This is a genomic window from Chitinophaga sp. 180180018-3 (genome assembly GCF_037893185.1).
Classification (GTDB): Bacteria; Bacteroidota; Bacteroidia; order Chitinophagales; family Chitinophagaceae; genus Chitinophaga.
In genome coordinates this window covers 5,393,286-5,412,155 of record NZ_CP140772.1, presented here as the reverse complement: position 1 = coordinate 5,412,155, position 18,870 = coordinate 5,393,286, and the positions used below count along the sequence as shown (strand labels likewise).

9 protein-coding genes are annotated in these 18,870 nt (G+C 46.5%); 5 read left to right on the top strand and 4 right to left on the bottom strand.

All coding sequences use genetic code 11. From position 1 onward, the window contains the following. Position 1: 1 nt before the first annotated feature. From UNH61_RS21010 to UNH61_RS20995, 4 genes are all read right to left on the bottom strand, one after another. Positions 2-1,285 carry a TolC family protein gene (locus tag UNH61_RS21010; protein ID WP_326993966.1) on the bottom strand — a complete coding sequence of 428 codons (1,284 nt, stop codon included), beginning with the start codon at positions 1,283-1,285 and terminating at the stop codon, positions 2-4. Positions 1,286-1,340: 55 nt separating this feature from the next. Then, positions 1,341-4,460 (bottom strand): efflux RND transporter permease subunit, encoded by a 3,120-nt coding sequence (locus tag UNH61_RS21005; RefSeq protein ID WP_326993965.1) that lies wholly within the window; start codon positions 4,458-4,460, stop codon positions 1,341-1,343. A 46-nt stretch (positions 4,461-4,506) separates the two neighbouring features. Further along, entirely contained in the window at positions 4,507-5,535 is a 1,029-nt protein-coding gene (locus UNH61_RS21000) for an efflux RND transporter periplasmic adaptor subunit (protein WP_326993964.1), read from the bottom strand. A 211-nt stretch (positions 5,536-5,746) separates the two neighbouring features. Continuing rightward, complete coding sequence (locus UNH61_RS20995) at positions 5,747-6,658, bottom strand: helix-turn-helix transcriptional regulator (RefSeq protein ID WP_326993963.1); 912 nt, start codon at positions 6,656-6,658, stop codon at positions 5,747-5,749. Positions 6,659-7,262: 604 nt separating this feature from the next. On the opposite strand from UNH61_RS20995, the gene UNH61_RS20990 reads away from it, so the two are divergent. From UNH61_RS20990 to UNH61_RS20970, 5 genes are read left to right on the top strand one after another with little or no spacing between them, the layout of a single operon-like run. Next, on the top strand, positions 7,263-9,722 hold the full coding sequence (locus UNH61_RS20990; RefSeq protein WP_326993962.1) for a hypothetical protein: 2,460 nt from the start codon (positions 7,263-7,265) through the stop codon (positions 9,720-9,722). A gap of 3 nt (positions 9,723-9,725) precedes the next feature. After that, positions 9,726-10,826: a hypothetical protein gene (locus UNH61_RS20985; RefSeq protein ID WP_326993961.1), complete on the top strand. Its 1,101-nt coding sequence runs from the start codon at positions 9,726-9,728 to the stop codon at positions 10,824-10,826. Next, positions 10,823-11,362: a hypothetical protein gene (locus tag UNH61_RS20980; protein ID WP_326993960.1), complete on the top strand. Its 540-nt coding sequence runs from the start codon at positions 10,823-10,825 to the stop codon at positions 11,360-11,362. Before UNH61_RS20985 ends, UNH61_RS20980 begins: the two co-directional genes overlap by 4 nt. Continuing rightward, a complete protein-coding gene (locus tag UNH61_RS20975; protein WP_326993959.1) occupies positions 11,359-18,045 on the top strand; it encodes a hypothetical protein in 6,687 nt (2,228 codons plus the stop codon). Before UNH61_RS20980 ends, UNH61_RS20975 begins: the two co-directional genes overlap by 4 nt. 25 nt (positions 18,046-18,070) lie before the next feature. After that, entirely contained in the window at positions 18,071-18,859 is a 789-nt protein-coding gene (locus UNH61_RS20970; protein WP_326993958.1) for a hypothetical protein, read from the top strand. The last annotated feature ends 11 nt before the right edge of the window (positions 18,860-18,870 follow it).

Below are 18,870 nucleotides of genomic sequence, written 5' to 3'. Positions count from 1 at the left end.
ATTATTTCAGTTCACCTATTGCCTTTCTGTATGCCGCTTCATTGATCTTGTATTCTACCTTGCTGTCTATGATACTACTATATGCCTGTTGCCATATGGCTTGTGCCTCCAGCACATCTTTGCCGGTGATGGTACCGGCTTTAAGACGATCGTTGGCCAATTTGAGATTTTCTTCCGCCTGGGTGAGCGATAGCCTGGATTTGTCTATTTTCTTCACCGACTGGTTCAGTGCCAGATAAGACTGTTGCACTTCGAGGTTGATGAGTTCCCGGGTATCTTCCAGCTGTTGCTGTTGAGCAGCCATTTTTGCAGATTGCTCATGGACTTTGTTGGCCCGTTTGCCCCAGTCGAAGATAGGAATGCTGATGCTGGCAAGCCCGTAGTAGGAGCTCATGAAATCCTTACCGTTGCTGATGTTGATGTGTTTGCCTGCGTTGGCGAAGCCACCGGCGCTGACACCAATCACAGGTAACAGGTCAGCTTTCAGCATCTTTCTTTGTAATTCTTCCGCATCGAGCGCATTTTTCAGCATTTTTATTTCCGGACGCTTATCTGCAGCGGTAGAAAGATCTTCTGCTGCCTGCTCGCTGAAGTTGCCACTAACGGAATCGGCTACACTGAATCCGGTATTACCAGGCATGCCTGTGATTTGTGCAAGATTGAGTTTGGCCATTACAAGACCATCTTCAGCCTGTGTGATGTTGAGTGCAGCTTCATTCAGATTCACTTCCACACGCAGCAGATCGTTCTTATAAGTGAGACCCGCATCATAAGCGTTTTTAAGTTCTTTTTGCAGGCCCTGCAACATGTTGTGGTACTTATGTGCCAGTACGATTTTTTCTTTTACCTGTACCACCTGCCAGTAAGCTTTGTTCACATTGAGAAGTACTTCAGTGGAGGTAAGCATTTTTTGATCCTCGCGTATATGCACGCCTTTTTCGGCGGCCGCTTTGCCAAGACGTATTTTGCCACCTGCATAAATGGGCTGACTGGCGGTAACGGAGGCCGCGCCGAAATATTCGGGTATTGCGCCGTTGAGGGCGCCGCCGAGCGGTTTGCCGAGGTATACCCCCATCACTGATCCATCGATGGAAGGATAAGCGTTGGCAGCAGCTGATCTGACAGCTGCATTCGCCGCTTCCACCTGATATTGCGCCGCTTTGATCTTTTTGTTCTGTTCCAGCGCCATACGCTGGCATTCTTCCACAGTCAGCACCGGCGTTTGCGCGCCGGACTGATAAACGGCCAGTGTTGCAACGAAGAATAATATTAATCTGAAATTCATATTTAATATTTTATATAGACAGGCGGCGCCAACGCCACCTGTGTTATTCATTGAATTAATGCACCGGTTTGTACATAATGTTTGCTTCGGCATCTGGTGCTTCCGCTACTACCGGTACCGGACGTACGAAAAGGTAGTACATCACCGGCACCACAAAAAGCGTCAGGATCATGGAAACAATGAGGCCCGAAGCCAGTACGCTGCCAAGCGGTGCCCACAGTGGCGATTTGCCGATGATCATGGGCAATACGCCAATGGCGGCAGCGGCGGAGGTCAGGAAGATGGGGCGCATACGGCGTTTGGCAGCAGCCCGTGCAGCTGCTTTTACGGTATAGTGATGATCCCTGATCAGTTCATCGGCATAATCTACCAGTATGATACCATTACGCACCACTATACCAATGAGGCTGATAATGCCCATGAATGCAGTCATACCCATTGGATTGCCGGTGATATACAGGCCGAGGAAAGCGCCGAGCAGGCTCAGTGGGAAAGTGGCCAGGATGATCAGCGTTTTACCGAAGGTTTTAAACTGAAACAGCAGGGTGAGCAGAATCAGGATCAGGCTGGTACCCAATGCCATACCCATTCCCGGTGCGTTTTCCGCAGAAGATTCTGCATCTCCGCCGTATTGAATGGTAATACCCGGAGGCAGTTGCAGCTTTTCAATAGCAGGTTGCACATTTTTCAGCATCTCTGATGCCATGATGCCCATCTGCGCTTCGGAAAGTACCGTCAGTGTACGAATCCCATTCTTATGTGCGATGACGCCTGTATGCCAGGAAGGTGTCAGCTCTGCCACTTCTTTTAGCGGCACTTTACTGCCGTACATACTGTTTACATGCAGATTGCCCAGATCGCTGAAATCCTTGCGGTTACTGGCATCCATGCGTAGTAATATATCCACGGGTTTATCTCCTTCCCAGATCTGCGATACGGCATAACCTTTCAGGCCTGCGCCGATGGTTTGCGTAATCAGCTGATTGGGCACGCCCAGCCTGGCTGCAGCATCTTCTTTAATTTTCAGACTGATGCCGAGGTAATCATCTTCGTAGTCGGACCGTACCCAGTTGGTGCCAGGAGTATTACGCAGGATATCGATTACCTGCGCAGCTACTTTTTTCTGGTCTGCAAGATTTTCTCCCATAATTCTTACAGCCAGCGGAGAGCCCTCCTGCATACTCAGCTGCCGCAAGCGTATGTAGCCATTGGGAATGAAACCCTCAAACCTGGGCAGGAATTCCTTTACCAGTTCGTTAGTGGCGTCGCTGCCGGATGTAGTGATGAATATCTGGGCGAAGTTGCGGCGAGGCATTTCGGGGGCGTAGGTAACGTTGAAACGGGGCGAGCTGGTGCCCACAAAACTGGCAATGCCCAGTACGCGCTTGTCTTTCTTCAGTTCCTGTTCCACCAGTTTCACCACCCTTTCTGTTTCTTCCAGGGAAGTACCATTCGCCATCCAGATTTCCGCATTGAACTGTTTGCTTTCGCTTAACGGGAAGAACTCCTGTTTTACTTTTCCTGCAAGCACCAAAGCAAGTACTACGGCTCCTATTGCCATGGCGACGGTTGTTTTGGGAAAATTGAAGGCCAGTTCCACTCCTTTGTTGAAGGTATTTTGTAGCCTGTCGAGCAAACTTTTCCGTTTTTTAGCGGAGCTTACTTTGTGCTTTAATCCTTTCTTGATAAACACATAGCAGGTATAGGGTGTAAGCAGTAATGCCACCGCCATGGAAGTGATCAGCGCTACTGCAATGGTTACGGGTAAAGCTGCAATAAAATCTTTCGAGATACCATTCATGAACAACGCCAGCGGTGCAAATGCGAAGATGATAGCCAGTGTGGCGGTGAAGATAGGCAGCGATAGCTGTCGGGCTGCCTGCCAGGCTGCCGTCCATGGCGTAATACCTTCATCGAGTTTTTCGATGTAGTTATCCACTACCACAATGGCATTGTCTACCACCATGCCCAGCACAATGATCAATGCGGCCAGCGTCACCTGGTGCAGCTCTATCCCCATGATATTGATAAGGCCAAAGGTAATAAGGATGGAGATCGGTGCTGCCAGCGAGGATACGGCGGCTACACGGAAAGGTAATAACAGCATTACCACAATGATCACGGAGGCGATGGCCAGGCCAAACTCTTTCATAAAATGGCGGATGCTTTCATCCACTACTTCCGGCTGATTAACGATGGTGTTTATTTTGATGTCGTCCGGAAAATCGTTTTTGAGTTCTTTCAGCCGCTCTTCCACGATATGTCCAAATTGCACGATATTATTTCCCGGCTGCATTTCAATAGCCAGCATCATTACTTTATCCTCACCTATACGGATAAACGAAGATGGCTCCTCATAGCGGCGTTCAATTTTAGCCACATCCCGAAGCCTTACCACGGTGCCTTGTGGTGTGGTATAAATGATCTGCGATCCGAGATCGGCTTCTGTTTTAAACTGGCTGTTCGTAAAAACAGGGAAAGTGTTGGAGCTGATGGTCATTTCACCGGAATAGCCGGTGATATTCTGCATCTGCAGGGTACGGATAATAGTTGACAGGTCAAAACCATACTGCTGCATCTTCTGATCATCTATTGTAACATACAGTTGCTGCTTCTGACCGCCGGATCTGTTGATTTTTGAAACTTCCGGTATAGTTTTGAGCCCGTCTTCTATTTTATCAAGATATTTTTCTATTTCTGCGTAACTCCGCTGATCAGACGATACGGTGATGATCTGCGCAGTTACATCTCCGAAGTTGCTGTTGACAACAGGGCCAATGACACCCTGTGGCAGGTTTTGCCTGGCAACGGTGTTGAGCCCGTGTTGCAGTGTGCTCCAGAATTTCTTCCTGTCTTTGACACTGGTATGCAATTCTACGGTAATGAAAACCTGTCCGTCTTTGGTTTGTGATTTGGTTTTCTTCTTATTTACTTCTTCAAAAGAAAACAGGTATTGTTCAATCTTGTTGGTTACCTGTTTTTCCATTTGCAGTTCATCGGCGCCCGGGTAAAAAGCGTATACCATGGCAACAGGCATATCTATTTTCGGGTTCTCCGACCTGGGCATATTCATCAGCGAATAAAGCCCCAGCAGCAATAGCAGCGCGGTTACCACAATGGTAACCTGTTTGTGCTTCATGGCTGCTTCTATGAAACTTATCTTTCTTTTTTTCATTCTTCCGGTGTTGTCAGACATAATAAAAATGGCTCGTACGAACGAATTACAGGCTGATGGCGGAGCCGTCTTTCAGGTTGGAAAGGCCGGCAACAATTAATTGTTCACCTTCTTTCAGTCCATCGGTTACCACCACTTCGTTCTTTCCTGTAAGTCCGCCAACGGTGATGCGTTTCCGCACAGCTTTCTGCTGGGGATTGGTAACAAATACGTAGGTGATGTCATCGGCATCCCGGATAACAGCGGTTGCGGGGATGGTGATGTTGTTCACAACAGTGCCGGTATTTACTTTGATTTCCGTTAACATGCCGGGAAGAAGCCTGCCATTATTATTATTTAGTTTTATTTTGACATTATATGTGCGGGAAGTTGCATCCGCCTGGGGATTGATGATAGTGACCTTTCCGTTGACACTGTCGGCCAGTGTTGGGATATAAACCGTAGCAATACCCCCATGTGATAAAGCACCCACTTCACTTTCCGGAACGGCCGCTTTGGCGTATACCATATCTGTTTTTACGATGGTAAATGCAGGCATGCCCGGAGCCGCAGCGCTGCCCCGTTCAATTTTCCGCGCGGTGATAATGCCGGAGATAGGAGCGTACAGGCGGCTATCGGCGATACGCTTGGCGTTGATTTGTTTGTTGGCTCTGGCCTGCGCAAGTTTAGTCTTGATATCAATATAATCCTTTGCCGGCAGGCTATTCTTCTGATAAAGTTCATTAAGGCGGTTGTACATATCCTCCGCCTGTTCGAGACCCGCGTTGGCGATGGCGAGGGCATTGCTGTATTCAGTAGCATCGAGAGATGCAAGTAATTGTCCCTGTTTAACAGTCTGACCTTCTTCTACTGCTATACTATTTACAACACCAGGTACGGCGAATCCAATTTCAGCAGTATTATCCGGTTCTATAGATCCGGAATAGGACAATTCCCGGGGGAGCTGGCTGGCGCTTACTTTTAGCACGCTCACTTTCACTGCTGCCTGTTGCGTTTTTTGGGTTTCCCTGCTGCCACAGGATGCAAGCAGTGCAGCCATCAATAAAAAGGGAACTGGTTTGAATGTCATTGACATAAACAGAATTTGTTACGATGATTAATACAAAATTGCTCCGCAAAATTAGTGGTGAGTAATGCGCGGGAAAAGGTTGATAAATCGGTGATTCTGGTCTGAAAGTCGGTTTCTTTTAGATTACTACGGTAATGTATATACGAAAAAAGGCCAGAGCATGATTGCTTCGGCCTGTTTTGTTAAACCTACAACTGTTACACTGTGAGTAACAATATCATTTATTGACGAGGCGAAACTCGCGTGGAGATACGCCGGAATGTCTTTTAAAATATTTTCCGAAGAAAGACTGGTCACTGAAGTGCAGCATTTCCGCCACTTCTGCAATGCTAAGGCGGGTATCTTCCAGTAATACTTTGGCTTCGAGCATGACGATGTCATCTATCACCTCACCCGCACTTTTCCCGGTTATTTCCTTTACTGTTTCCGTAAGATACTTGGGTGTTACGAACAGTTGTTCAGCATATTGCTGTACATTCCGCTGATGGCGGAACTCCAGATGTACGAGGTTGGAGAAGCTGATTACCAGGCTTTCCTTCCGTGAAATATTCGGGTTTTTCAATTCCGTATATTTCGTGCTCATAGCAGCGAGCTCGTAAAGAAAAAGAAAGAACGTGTGATGCAGCAATTCTCTTGAGAACGGCTGCTCATCCAGCAGGTTGTCTGACCTGATGGAAAGCCGCTGAAAGTGCGCCGTCAGTATAGCTGCATCTTCTTTTGTCAGTTTCCAGTGAGGCGAATATTTGGAAGTAAAGTAGTCATACAGCTCCATTTTATTCGTTGGCACGCCTATCTCCACGAGAAAGTCGAGTGTAAAATTAAGACCTGAAACCACCGAATTTTTATCCACGTATATCAGCTTTTTCAGGGTATTAGGAGATACCAGCAGCAATTCATTTTCCTTTACGGTGAACGCTGTTCTGTTGAGCATCCCTTTTATTTCTCCTTTTTGCACCAATATTATACTGGTGAAGTCTGATCTGAAATTTGTTCTGATGTTATCGTAATCTGAAAGTTGTATATCCGATAAAATGGCCAGCCCTATTTTGGCGCGTTTGTCATGGAAGCCGTTTTCCAGAAGGAAGTCGGCCTGCGTGAAAATTCTTTCATGCCCCTTTTTGTGTGCCATGGATCGTTTTCTGTTTATCTAATTTACAACCATTTCGCCTTATAGGAGTCTATGCTGGTTTGGACAGTGCAAATGTCTGCTGATATTGACTGGGATCAAAGGTTAATAAGTCGGTAATATTGGTCAGAAAGTCGGTTGAGAGTTATTGTTAATGTGAGAAGTTTTTTTTACCTGAGTATTTTGATATGAAATTTATTATTGTATATTTATACCACAATAATAGAACCTTTATACACTATGAATTCGTTAACCACGAAATAAAAGAGTCAAATAATTTCTGTACAATAAATCCTATATCATGAAAATGAACCATAATGTTTGTATGTATTCCGCAGGTTTTCGCTGAAAGCTTTATTGAACCAGCAGCGATGTTATTTCTGAGCATTTAGATAATAAGCAAAATGTCTTGTGAATTTAGCTATAAGTGTGTTTAGCCCTGATAATTACTCCTGTTGATTAAGATTGCTGATATTTTGTGATGGCAGCCAACTGCAGCTGTTAATTACCCGTGCCTGTGTTGAATTTACCGGTAGAGTACCGGGCGGATTTCCTATGCGCTGGCGGTAGCAATGGCAGCAGACAGGCCCCTAATACCTTTGATACTATGTTAAAAAGAATTTTACCAATTACCATTGTCTTGTTCCTCCCCATATCGCTTTGGGGGCAGCAGGCAGGGAAAGCTAAACAGTCCCGGCAGTATTATAATACGTTGCTCAGGAGCAACCCGGTATTGCAGACGGTTCTGATAGATTCCCTGAACAGCAGAGTACAGCCAGTACTTCCAAACGGGAAAGTATTGCATAGCCCATACCTGAAAGATACTGTACAACAACTCTTTTATCAGCATGTAGCTGAACTTTACGGCAGTAAACATTTGCAGGAAATAAACAAAGGGCTTCGGTTGTTGAAAGATACTTCCAGGATTTCTTCTTATATGGCCGAAAAGCTGAGAGGCTTTTATGCCCTGAGAAATGAAACAGCAGCACTGTCGTTTATGAAGAAAGACGCCTACAGTAACCGGGTGAAAGTACTTTCCGGAAGTGCGTTTTATGATAATACCCCCGGTGCCGTGCTGCAATCCGGCTTTGGCGCACAGATAGAAGATAACCTGGTGATAGGAAATATCCCCGTGAATATAGTCTATAATAATATGGCGGCCACCTCGCCGATAGACAGAAGTTTGATTGATCAGCATCTCAAAAAGTTTTCGTTCGACAAAGACGCTTATATGCAACGAATGAACGGGTATCTCAATAAGGCTTATGATCTGAGGAAATACTTTTTGGGTGATATAGATGTTTCGGCAGCTGTAAAGTCATTTGCAGCACAACAGATTGATGAGCTGAAAGAGCAGATGAATGCGATGGTAGATCCGGGACAGGCCGGAATCTTTAATGGGCTGGTATCTCCGGAGCAGCTGATATACCTCGATAGTAGTCAACTGAAACGCCTGATGCTCGATGACAAGCGCCTTCAGCTTACGGAAGAGGACTTGAATGGAAAATGGGCTGACAGTTCACTCTATTCATCTCCTCATGGTAAAACGATTATGGCAGCACGTCAATATCTCAATAAGGTTAGCTCCCTTAAACAGTCCGTGAACCAGGGATTGCAGGCCCGGGAGCTGATGACAGCCCAGCGGGCAACCGGGCAGCATGTACAAACATTGCTGGATGATCGGGAGTCTTCTAAACGCAATATACGTGAGCTGCTTCCCCTGAATTTCCTGCAACGATTGTTGTTGCAGACCAAGAGCCTGAATATAGGAAATATTGCAGCCAGTGGCAGTAAGGGAGGTGTACAGGATCTGTTCATGTCGGGTTTCCAGGGTGCGTTCCTGAATAATAATAAGTTCCTTCAGCTGGGCTTCGGTGGTACCCGGCAGGGCGGCGATATAAAGGATCTGAACTTTGCATCTTCCCTGGATCCGGGCGCTTATGCAATACAGTTCCTGCAGATGGGTAAGGGAGATGTTGATGGTGCGCACAGCCATATTTCTATGGTGAATGCGAATACGAGAAACAAACAATTTGGTCCTTTCAATGCCAATAGCCTGAAGAGAAACATTTTTGTAGGTGCATTCTCGGAGCAAATCAGTTTAGGTGAATACGGTACTATTACCGCTGATATATCAAAATCAAACAACGAATTCAATAACGCCGCCGTGGGCAACAGCTACGCGCTTACTTCCAAAACAGCTGCCTTTACCCTGTTGAATGATTTCTGGCAGACGTTTTCCGCCGGAATGGATTACAATGGCGAATGGAAGGCGGCGAATATGTCGCAACGTGTTTATTTCAACTACTCCGGTCTCGCCTATACGAATCCCGCATCGCCGGGAGGAAGCCGGGGAACAATACGCTATGGGCTGAATATAAGGCGCCATTGGAACAAACGCAGACTAACCCTGGGTTTCCGCACTGATATGATGGATATGAAAACGGCAGCGATAAGCGCCGGAGGATGGAGAAACAGGCAGTATGCCATCGATGCGCGCATAAGGGTAAAGAAGAATTTCTCACTGACTACCCGCATGAGCCAGTCGGTTATGAAGCATACTGGTGATGGTCTGGCACAGCCCGGATACCTGAACAGGCAGATAAATGTGTCTTCCCAACTCAGCGGAAAATTATTCTCACTCCTGCAAACAAACAACAGCACCTTTGGCCTGCAGCAGATGAATATACTGCCATTAAAAAGCCTGTTGCTAAACCTGAATGTTAACCACAGTATTGTGATAAATACGCATGTGCTGACAGTTGGCCTGTTTTACAACAAAGACATAAAAGACAATGCCCTGTATGGCAATCTATTCACCGCGGAAACAGGATGGAGTTATCAGCTGGGGAAGATACTGAATTGTACAAGTGGAATTAATTACCTGGATAATAAAGATGTGGTACGACAGGTGGGATTGAGGCAAACGATCAACACCAGTTTAGCCGGCCGGTTGAATGTAAGCCTGTTTGCAGACTGCAGGAAGAATCTGATGAACACCGCGCAGAATTATCTTTTTGGAAACTTCAGCACGCAGCTGGCATTAAATTATCAATTGAACAGATAGTATATGAAGAGGTTTAAACATTGGATAATGGTAGTACTGCTGTTATCCGCTATGGCGGCCCGGGCGCAGGTATCATTTGTGTTTCTGCCAGAAGTGCACGGAAGAACTGTTGATGGCCTTTTTCAGGCAAGAGTGGTTTCTACGGCAACACAGCAACGGGATGTAAAATTGCAGATCACTGTAACATCGCCACAGGCAGGAAAGATTGTTACCATTAAAACGGCATCATTTAAAATAAATCCCGGAACCAATCCTTTGCCAGGAGGCATATTAGCCGGCGCCAGTATCAATTTTGGCAACAACAAAATAGCAGATGTATGCCGGCAGTCGGGCTATTTTACAGAAGCAGAGTATGAATATTGTTTTGAATTGCAGGACGGCGCCAGTCATGGTGGCGAGCCATTAGGCGTTCAATGCTTTGATTACTACCTGCAGCCGTTTTCTCCATTGATCCTGGCGTCGCCGGTGGATGGAGACAACATCTGCGACAAACGGCCGCCATTTTACTGGCAACCGGTGCTGCCGGCGATACCCGGAATGCAGTACCGGCTGTTGCTGACAGAATTGAAGCCTGGTCAGGCAAAAGCAGAAGCACTGAGATATAATTTTCCGCTGATCAATCAGCAATATATCAATCTGCCCATGCTGTTCTTCCCTCCGGGAGCAAAAGAATTACAGGAAGGCCATGAGTATATATGGCAGGTGAGCGCCTACCGGGGAGAAATGCTGTTGGTAAATTCGGAGATGTGGACCTTCAAAGTGAATTGTACCGACAGCTCCCGCACCACAACCCCTGAAAGTTTTCGCAATATCGATGACCTGGTGAAAGGGAACTTTTACCTGGCAAGAGGCCGCGTATTATTTGCGGTGCAAAACGTGTATGCCAAAACGAAGCTACAGTATAATATCAGCTGCATCACTAAACCGGAACAAGTCGTAAAGCATCTGCCGGAAGTGACACTGGAGCGCGGTTGGAATCACCTGATCATAGATATCTCTGATAACAGATCCTTTACTGATGGTTATTACTATCAGCTGACAGTGAAGCTGCCCGATGGAGAAATGAAACAATTAAGATTCCTATATAAAAACGACGCAGAATGATAAGTAAGGCAATGACGTTGGTAGCGCCTGTGGTGTTAATGATGGCGGCTTGTACATCAGGAAACAAAAACAGCCTGAAGGCGGCCATGAATGATCCGAAGAACGGCCTGGTACAGGAAAAACGTATAGGCGGCACAGTAGTAAAGCTTACCTATCTGCCTGAATGCTGGGAACGTATGAATGGCAGGATGCAGGAAGCTGATCATGATGAAATGTGTTTTAAGATAAATGTCTTTCCCGTTAACGAGGAAGGAGAGAAGAAAAAGCAGGACGATAAGCGGGCCAGTTTCGGACTGGACACTGTTTTCCAGCTTGTGTTGAACCATGATACCCTGAAGCCGCTGCAGGCGGACAGGGTGGCGAATGGTAATGCACGGGGAATAGAATACCTGGTGATTTTTGAAAGAAAGCCGTTGGAGGCAGTTCAACAGGCAGTTGTGATTTATAAAGACTGGCTGTTTACTTCTACCAGGCTGGTGTTCCCCATGCAGAAGAAATATATCCAATTAACTGATTCTTTAAGCTGCAGGTTATGATTATCCAGAATATAAAAATAAAGAAGGCGCTGGCATTGTTTTTTTTGTCGTTGTTGACAACAGAAACGCTTATCCCGTTTCGTTCGTTTGCCCTGACCTCAGGGCCAAGTCAGCCCGAGCATAAGCAGTTTGCTGCCTATAACGCGAATGATATGGTAGATCTCTTTTCGGGATCATTTAAATATAATATTCCCTTATTAGACGTAGATGGTTATCCCGTTAATCTGAATTACGCTTCCGGTGCCGGTATAGATGATGAGGCCAGCTGGGTGGGGCTGGGCTGGAACCTGAATGTGGGGGCTGTGAACCGCCAGCTCAGGGGAGTTCCGGACGATTTTTCCGGTGACAATCTCCTGACGAAACAAACGCTTGCAGACAGGATAACCTATGGAGGAAAAGGAATGATAAGAGCAGAGCTGTTTGGCAGCAATGCGATAAAGCTTGGTGGGGGCCTTTCATTAGGCGTTTTCAGCGATAACTATACAGGTATTGGTGCAGAGGTTGGCGCAAATGCCGGCCTGACCCTGGGCAATATTGCCGGAGGATTCATGGAGGCAGGGTTAAAAGGTGAAGTGAAATCCAATACCAGCAATGGTGTGACAGTAAGCGGGGGCCTGCAACTAATGGCTTATACCGCGGAAGGCCAGCCAGGTCTTTCGGCAAATCTTGGTTATAATACCAGGGAAGGACTGAAGGATCTGACACTGGGTGCCACCTTCTCCCGTCGCAGCGATCTCGCCGAATATACCTATAGCTATAATACGCCTCCCTTTACTCCAAGAATCAACTTTGGCTTTAAGAATACCTATCAGGAATACAGCATCACACTCGGTGGGCATGCCATGGGTATTTTCGGTGGTAGCGGCCTCACGGGCTATATGGCCAAACAAACAGTGTTATCTGAAAATCATAATAACCCCGAGTACGGTTACCTGTATGCGGATAGGGGTACCAATTTACCGCTGGCAGTAATGGATTTTATGAGGGAGAAGGAGAATCCTATTATCCCCAAATTGCCGAACCTGCCGGTGCCTGTTAGTACGCCGGATGTTTTTTCTTATACCAGCCAGATGGGGAGCGGTCAGTTCAGACTGCAAAGAGGTAATACCGGTGTAGTGTTTGACCCTACAGCTGAAGATCAGGCCGACAATACTACCCTCGGTGCAGAGTTTGGATTTGGAGGCTATTTCCATGGAGGGGTAAACTATTATAAGCAGACAGTTTCCAATGTAACCCGCAAATGGCGTTCCAGTAATGCTTTCCTGTCACAGGCAGATTACAGCTCTGACAGTACTAAAGTACAGGAAGAACAGGCATACTTCAAATTAATGGGAGAGCAGACAGCAGAAGACCCGGATTTTGTGAACAATATACAGGGAGAAAAAGTAGTAGCCGTTAGTCTCGATGGTAGGTCCTCCACCAGGCAATTGCATGATAAATACGGTAACGTATATACGCCGGCTACGCCGTTCAAAAAAAGCGGGCGGCAATTGAGGGGTACTACTGTAAGTTACCTGACTGCGCAGGAAGCAGCCAGGGTTCCTTCCAAGGCTATTTCCTCCTACTTGTTCTATGGACCGTCGATCCCCGCAGTTCCACCATGTGGGCCGCAGGTATCGCAAACCATATCAAGAACAGATGGTGCGCTGAGAAAACCTCATCATATATCAGAGATCACTGTAACGGAAAATGATGGAAAACGCGCTGTTTACGGCTTGCCTGTTTATAATACCCGCCAGGATGAGTACACCTTTGCGGTGAATCCTGCGTATAAAAATGCAGAGGCATTGTCGAAGAATCTGATACAAATGGATGTGGATACCAATGAAGAGATCCTGCATAATTATGGGAAAGATAATTACTATAAGCACGAAACACAGCCTCCATATGCCTCTTCTTACCTGTTAACTGCAATATTGAGTCCTGATTATGTGGATGTAACCAATGATGGCATTACTGATGATGACCTGGGAACCGCAGTGAAATTTAATTATTCAAAGGTTACCGGTAACTTCAAATGGCGTAGCCCGATGACTCCGGGAAAAGCTTTATACAATCGCATGCTGAATGCAGATCCGACTGACGATAAAGGCGCTGTAATTTATGGAGAGAAAGAACTCTGGTATCTCAATTCTATCGAAACAAAAACAAAGATTGCTTATTTCCTTACAGAAGACAGGGACGATGCACTCGGAGTGACCGGGGTAGCAGGAACAGTCAATACCGGGGTGAAACAGCGGCGGCTAAAGGAGATCAGGTTATATTCCAAAAGTGATCCGATACATCCGATCAAGACGGTAGTACTTAACTATGATTATTCATTATGTCCTGGTATACCAAACAGCATCAATGGCGGCGGTAAGAACACGTTAAAGAGTCTTTACTTCACCTATGGTACTTCAAAGAAAGGAGCACATCATCCTTATGTATTCGATTATAAGTACAATACCGGGTATTCAACGCTTTCTTCCGACAGGTGGGGTATTTTCAAATCCTCTACTAACAATGCCACCGGAGGGTTCGGGCAGCTCAGGAATGATGAATTCCCATACACCATACAGGACTCGAGTCTCGCCAACAGCAATGTCAGGCAGTGGAATCTTACCAATATAACATTGCCAACAGGAGGCACTATCAATGTGGAATATGAATCGGGCGATTATGCGTATGTGCAGGACCGTAAGGCAATGCAAATGATGGGCATAAAGGCATTGGTAACTGATAGTACAGGTACAGCAACTAACAGCCTGCGTGATGCGCACGGTTTTAAAATAGCTGCACCAGGCCCGTTACGTGGCGCTAATGATGCCGCAATTCTGCAGAATTTTGTGAATGACTATCTCAATGGAAGGAATGATTGCTATGCCAAATTGAATGTAAATTTTACGGACAATGCAACAAGCCAGGACGATGGAAGTTTCGATAATGTTATTTGTTATGGAGAAGTGACCAAGGTGCGGAATAATGGCGACGGTACTTATAATATCCTTTTTAAGGATGTTTCGGAAGGAAGTGTAACAGCAAACCCGTTCATCATGGCGGCCTGGCAGCGAATGCGGCTGGAATATCCGATGTATGCATATCCCGGATATGAAGACAGGATCAAGTCGGCTACGGGAATAGAAAGGGCATTGAACGCAATTGTAAACGCCATTGGTAACTTGTCGGAATTAAAGAAGAATTTCAACGAAAGAGCGCGTGATAATGATTTCTGTATAAATGTGAATCTGGGTAAAAGCTTTACCCGTATGGTAAAAGCCGATGGTATCAAACTCGGTGGACCGGCCCGTGTAAGGAAGATCTATATGTCGGACGGATGGGATCAGATGAGTAGCAGTACCGCTCCTGGCGCAACATACGGACAGCAGTACGAGTACCGGACTACCAATGCAAATGGAACGCTTATCAGTAGCGGGGTGGCTTCCTATGAACCAGCTATTGGCGGAGATGAAAATCCCATGCGCATGCCGGTGCCTTATAGCCAGGAGTCGAGAGGTACACTGACGAATTTTTTCTATGTCGAAGAACCTTTCGGGGAGAGCTTGTTCCCTGCGCCACAGATAGGATACAGCAAGGTAATTGTAAAGGATCTCGATGCCTCTGGTAATGCGGACCCGCTGAAAACTACAGGTTGGATACAACACGAATTTTATACCGCCAGGGATTATCCTGTTATTGTAGAAGTACAGCAGCGGCCGGATGTACAGAAAAGAGGACCTTCCGGACGGGGCGATTTCTTTGGAGGCACTATGGTATATGAACTGGCGATGTCGCAGGGATATGTGATAAAGCTGAACGATATGCATGGGAAGCCAAAGGCTGATAGGGTATTTAACCAGGGTGGATCGGAGGTGTCTTCTACAGTATATTATTATAAATCGGATCCATTAGATGGTGATAAAAGGAAACTGAATAATACGGTTACAACGATAGATGAAAACGGCCAGATCTGGCAATCGGAAACACTGGGACGTGAAATAGAACTGGTGACAGATATGCGCGAAGTGGAAAATGCTAACAGGGGAACTTCTGTGCAGTCAGGAGTGGATGTGCTTGCCTTTGGTCCATGGTCGATACCCATTCCTCACTGGCCTTTCAGACCAAATGATGACTATAAGCTTCTCCGCACGGCTTCGGTTTTAAAAACGGTACAGCAGACGGGTATCCTGGAAAAGGTGGTGAAAACCGTTAATGGCTCCACGGCTACTACAAATAACCTGATATTTGACCGCAATACAGGCCAGGTGGTGGTGTCCAGTACTAACAATGAATTCAATGATCCTGTATTTGCAGTCACCCTGCCGGCATACTGGAAGTACGGAAAAATGTCGGGCGCGTACAAAAACGCGAATACCGTGCTGAAAGGAATTACGACTGATGCCAGTGGTATCGTAGCAAATAAATATGCAGGCATGCTCACCGGTGGGGACGAGTTGATTGACATACGTGCCAGCAGGAGATGCTGGATACTTAATTCTCCGACATCTTCAGACCCTGTTAGCAGGATCCGGCTGGTGGATGATCAGGGAAAGGTATATACCAATTTTTCCGGCGATCTGAAGGTATACAGATCCGGTTACCGCAATCAGCTGAATGCGGCCGCTGCCACCGTGGTATGTTTGAAGAATCCGGTAGATGGAAACCGCCTGGGTGTGTTCTCTGCCTCAGATGCAAGCGCGTTTAAAGTGATAGATACAAAAGCCGTACTGTATGAAGAAGAGTGGGGAGCGCCTGTTTGCTTCAGTTGCCCTGCTGGATACGTGGTAAGCCAGGATGGAAGCCGCTGTGAATTGTATGCAGTAGAAAATACCAATGACACCCTGCAGGTAGTAAGGTCGACAGTTAAACCAGACGCAGGAATCAATGGTGCAATATTCCAGCGTGCCGACGGTACTAAATTAGTTAAGAAGAGCTGGTTCTGGGGAGGGGATTGTACTACGCCGCCTACGCAGACATTCAGTGTAGCCGGCACCGGTACCAATAGTAATGCAAAAGCCGCAAGTGTATCAACCTTAAGTTCATCTTCATCTGTTAGTACATGTGGCAGACTGAATTCGACTAGTGTATGGCTTAAAAATTCGCAGGGAGTAACAGGGGTATGGATGGGCATGGAAGGTTGCTTTAATATGGCTACCGGAGGTTCCTGTTCACTTGGCTACGCGGCGGATGACCTGGTAAAAGTTTATATAGACGACGTACTCCGGGTTTCTACGCCTTATATAAACAACAGTATAAGTTATTGGGGAGAATGGTACGTTATACCGATTAGCCTGACCGCCGGAAAGCATACCATACGTATTGAGTTCTATAATTTTGTTATCCCGGGTTCGAGTCCTACAGATAATCCTGGTGGAATAGGAGTGGAGGTATATAGCAAATCGCCGGACGACCTCTCTGTGATGGCCGATTCGCAGGTACCTGGTTATACAGCGTTCAGTACATTAAATATGGTGTCACCCAATCCTGCAGTGAATACCTATATCCTCGACGGAAATAACAGACGAGTATCCCGGTATCCCTGTGTTACAGGCAGTATCGAAAGCCTGTGCAACTTTCCGTTTGTTTGTGACGCCACGCCGCTTTCGGGCGTTGTTAATCCTTACGTGCTGGGCTTCCTGGGAAACTGGAGAGTATCGGAGGAAAAGGTTTACGAAGTGAACCGGACGGATCAGCAGATCTTCAAAAATAAAGGCGCTGGCCTGAATCTGCGCAACAGTGGCTATCTGACAAATTACAAACCATATTGGTATTTCGATGCTATTAACCTCAAATGGGTAGCAGCACCGGACAGCGATAAATGGGTCACCAGCCGCTATGTAACATTATACGACAAATACGGTCAGGAGCAGGAAAATAAAGATGCATTGCTCCGCTATTCGAGTGCGGCATTTGGTTACCGTGGGGCCATGCCTGTAGCAGTGGCAGCGAATGCCATGAACAGGGAGATTTATTATGATGGATTTGAAGACTACGGATTCAACAGTATTTGCGGGGCAGGAGGATGCAGCATGAATGAATTCGACCTGCATAAATTCTTCGGAAGCGATTACAGTACTTATCTGAAATCAGATGATGCGCATAGTGGAAACTATTCCCTGAAGCTGACAAAAACGCTGGAGCTGAAAACGACTGTGCACGCATTGGAACACAAACCGTACGATGGCGCGTACCTCGACAAAGACGCCTTGGGGCAGTACAGGACCAGGACTACAAACGGATTGTATCCCCGCGGATTTCAGCCGAAGCCCAACGGTAAATACATTTTCTCCGCCTGGGTGAAAGACGGTTCTGCAGGTGCAACAGTGCCGAACATAGAAGTCCGCGCAAATGGAACACTGGTGCCGCTCGATTTCAAAGCAATCGTAGAAGGATGGAAGCTGGTAGAAGGCGTATTGGATATGAGCACAATACCCCTGGGTGCTAACAATGCGCTTACGTTACAGATCCCGGCATCGCCTGCCGCTGCGATAGACGATATCCGGATCTTCCCGTACGACGGTAACATCAAAACATACGCGTATGATGATAAAACACTGCGGGTAATGGCGGAGATGGATGAAAATAATTTCGCTACCTACTATGAGTATGACGATGAAGGCATATTGATACGGGTGAAGAAAGAAACGGAAAGAGGTATAGTGACGCTGAAGGAAAGCCGTTCAGTATACAAGAAAATGAATTAATTAAACTGATTGAATCCTTATACATATGAAAAAGATTGTTTGGTCCTGGAAGATATTGATCTCTTTATTACTGCTGGGAGGCGTGATCATAGCATCTGCCGGTATACCCCGGTGGTTACACCTCGGAAAGCCGCCGGTCGTGAACAAGACGCCGGCTGCTGCCACGCCGGTTTTTGGTAAGAAAGAAGAAGGCCTGGTGAGACAGCTGATTGCAGTGACCGCACATATGGAATCGTGCCCCGAGATGTTTATCTCCGGTACATTCAATATCAAAGATCCATCCGATGGTACAGCGGACACCCGGCAGCCGTTCCGGCTCTGCAGAAAAGGGAATGCGCTTTATTATCAGAACGGCGACATGGAAACAGTGGCGCTGGAGGATGTATATATCAACATCAGTAAAGACGCACAAAAAATGATCGTGGGGCCCACCCGGAAAATAGTATCTCCTTTCCAGTTCCCATCAGATACAGTAGTACAGTTCTGGAAGAGCGAGGGATATACCATATCTGGTGAAACACATGCGGAGGTATCCACCATCAGGATGTTGCGTGAGAATCATGTTTCCTGCAAAGAATACCGCTACGATTACGATAGCAGTGCGATGGTGATGAAGCGGATATATATGCGGCTGACTAACCTGCGTGATCCGCTGAACAGCAGTATGGATAAGGAAATGACAATCATGATAGATCAGTGGAAAGAGAAAGATATCCCCACATCGCTGCTTCGCAGAAATACCTATCTCGTGAAGAAGGCGGATGGATGGGAACCGGCAGGTGAGTATACCGGCTACACCGTTGTCAGTTTATAATGTTAACCCTA

Coding starts and splice junctions, on each gene's coding strand:
- UNH61_RS21010 (WP_326993966.1), bottom strand. CDS start 1,285: ATGAATTTCAGATTAATATTATTCTTCGTTGCAACACTGGCCGTTTAT.
- UNH61_RS21005 (WP_326993965.1), bottom strand. CDS start 4,460: ATGAAAAAAAGAAAGATAAGTTTCATAGAAGCAGCCATGAAGCACAAA.
- UNH61_RS21000 (WP_326993964.1), bottom strand. CDS start 5,535: ATGTCAATGACATTCAAACCAGTTCCCTTTTTATTGATGGCTGCACTG.
- UNH61_RS20995 (WP_326993963.1), bottom strand. CDS start 6,658: ATGGCACACAAAAAGGGGCATGAAAGAATTTTCACGCAGGCCGACTTC.
- UNH61_RS20990 (WP_326993962.1), top strand. CDS start 7,263: ATGTTAAAAAGAATTTTACCAATTACCATTGTCTTGTTCCTCCCCATA.
- UNH61_RS20985 (WP_326993961.1), top strand. CDS start 9,726: ATGAAGAGGTTTAAACATTGGATAATGGTAGTACTGCTGTTATCCGCT.
- UNH61_RS20980 (WP_326993960.1), top strand. CDS start 10,823: ATGATAAGTAAGGCAATGACGTTGGTAGCGCCTGTGGTGTTAATGATG.
- UNH61_RS20975 (WP_326993959.1), top strand. CDS start 11,359: ATGATTATCCAGAATATAAAAATAAAGAAGGCGCTGGCATTGTTTTTT.
- UNH61_RS20970 (WP_326993958.1), top strand. CDS start 18,071: ATGAAAAAGATTGTTTGGTCCTGGAAGATATTGATCTCTTTATTACTG.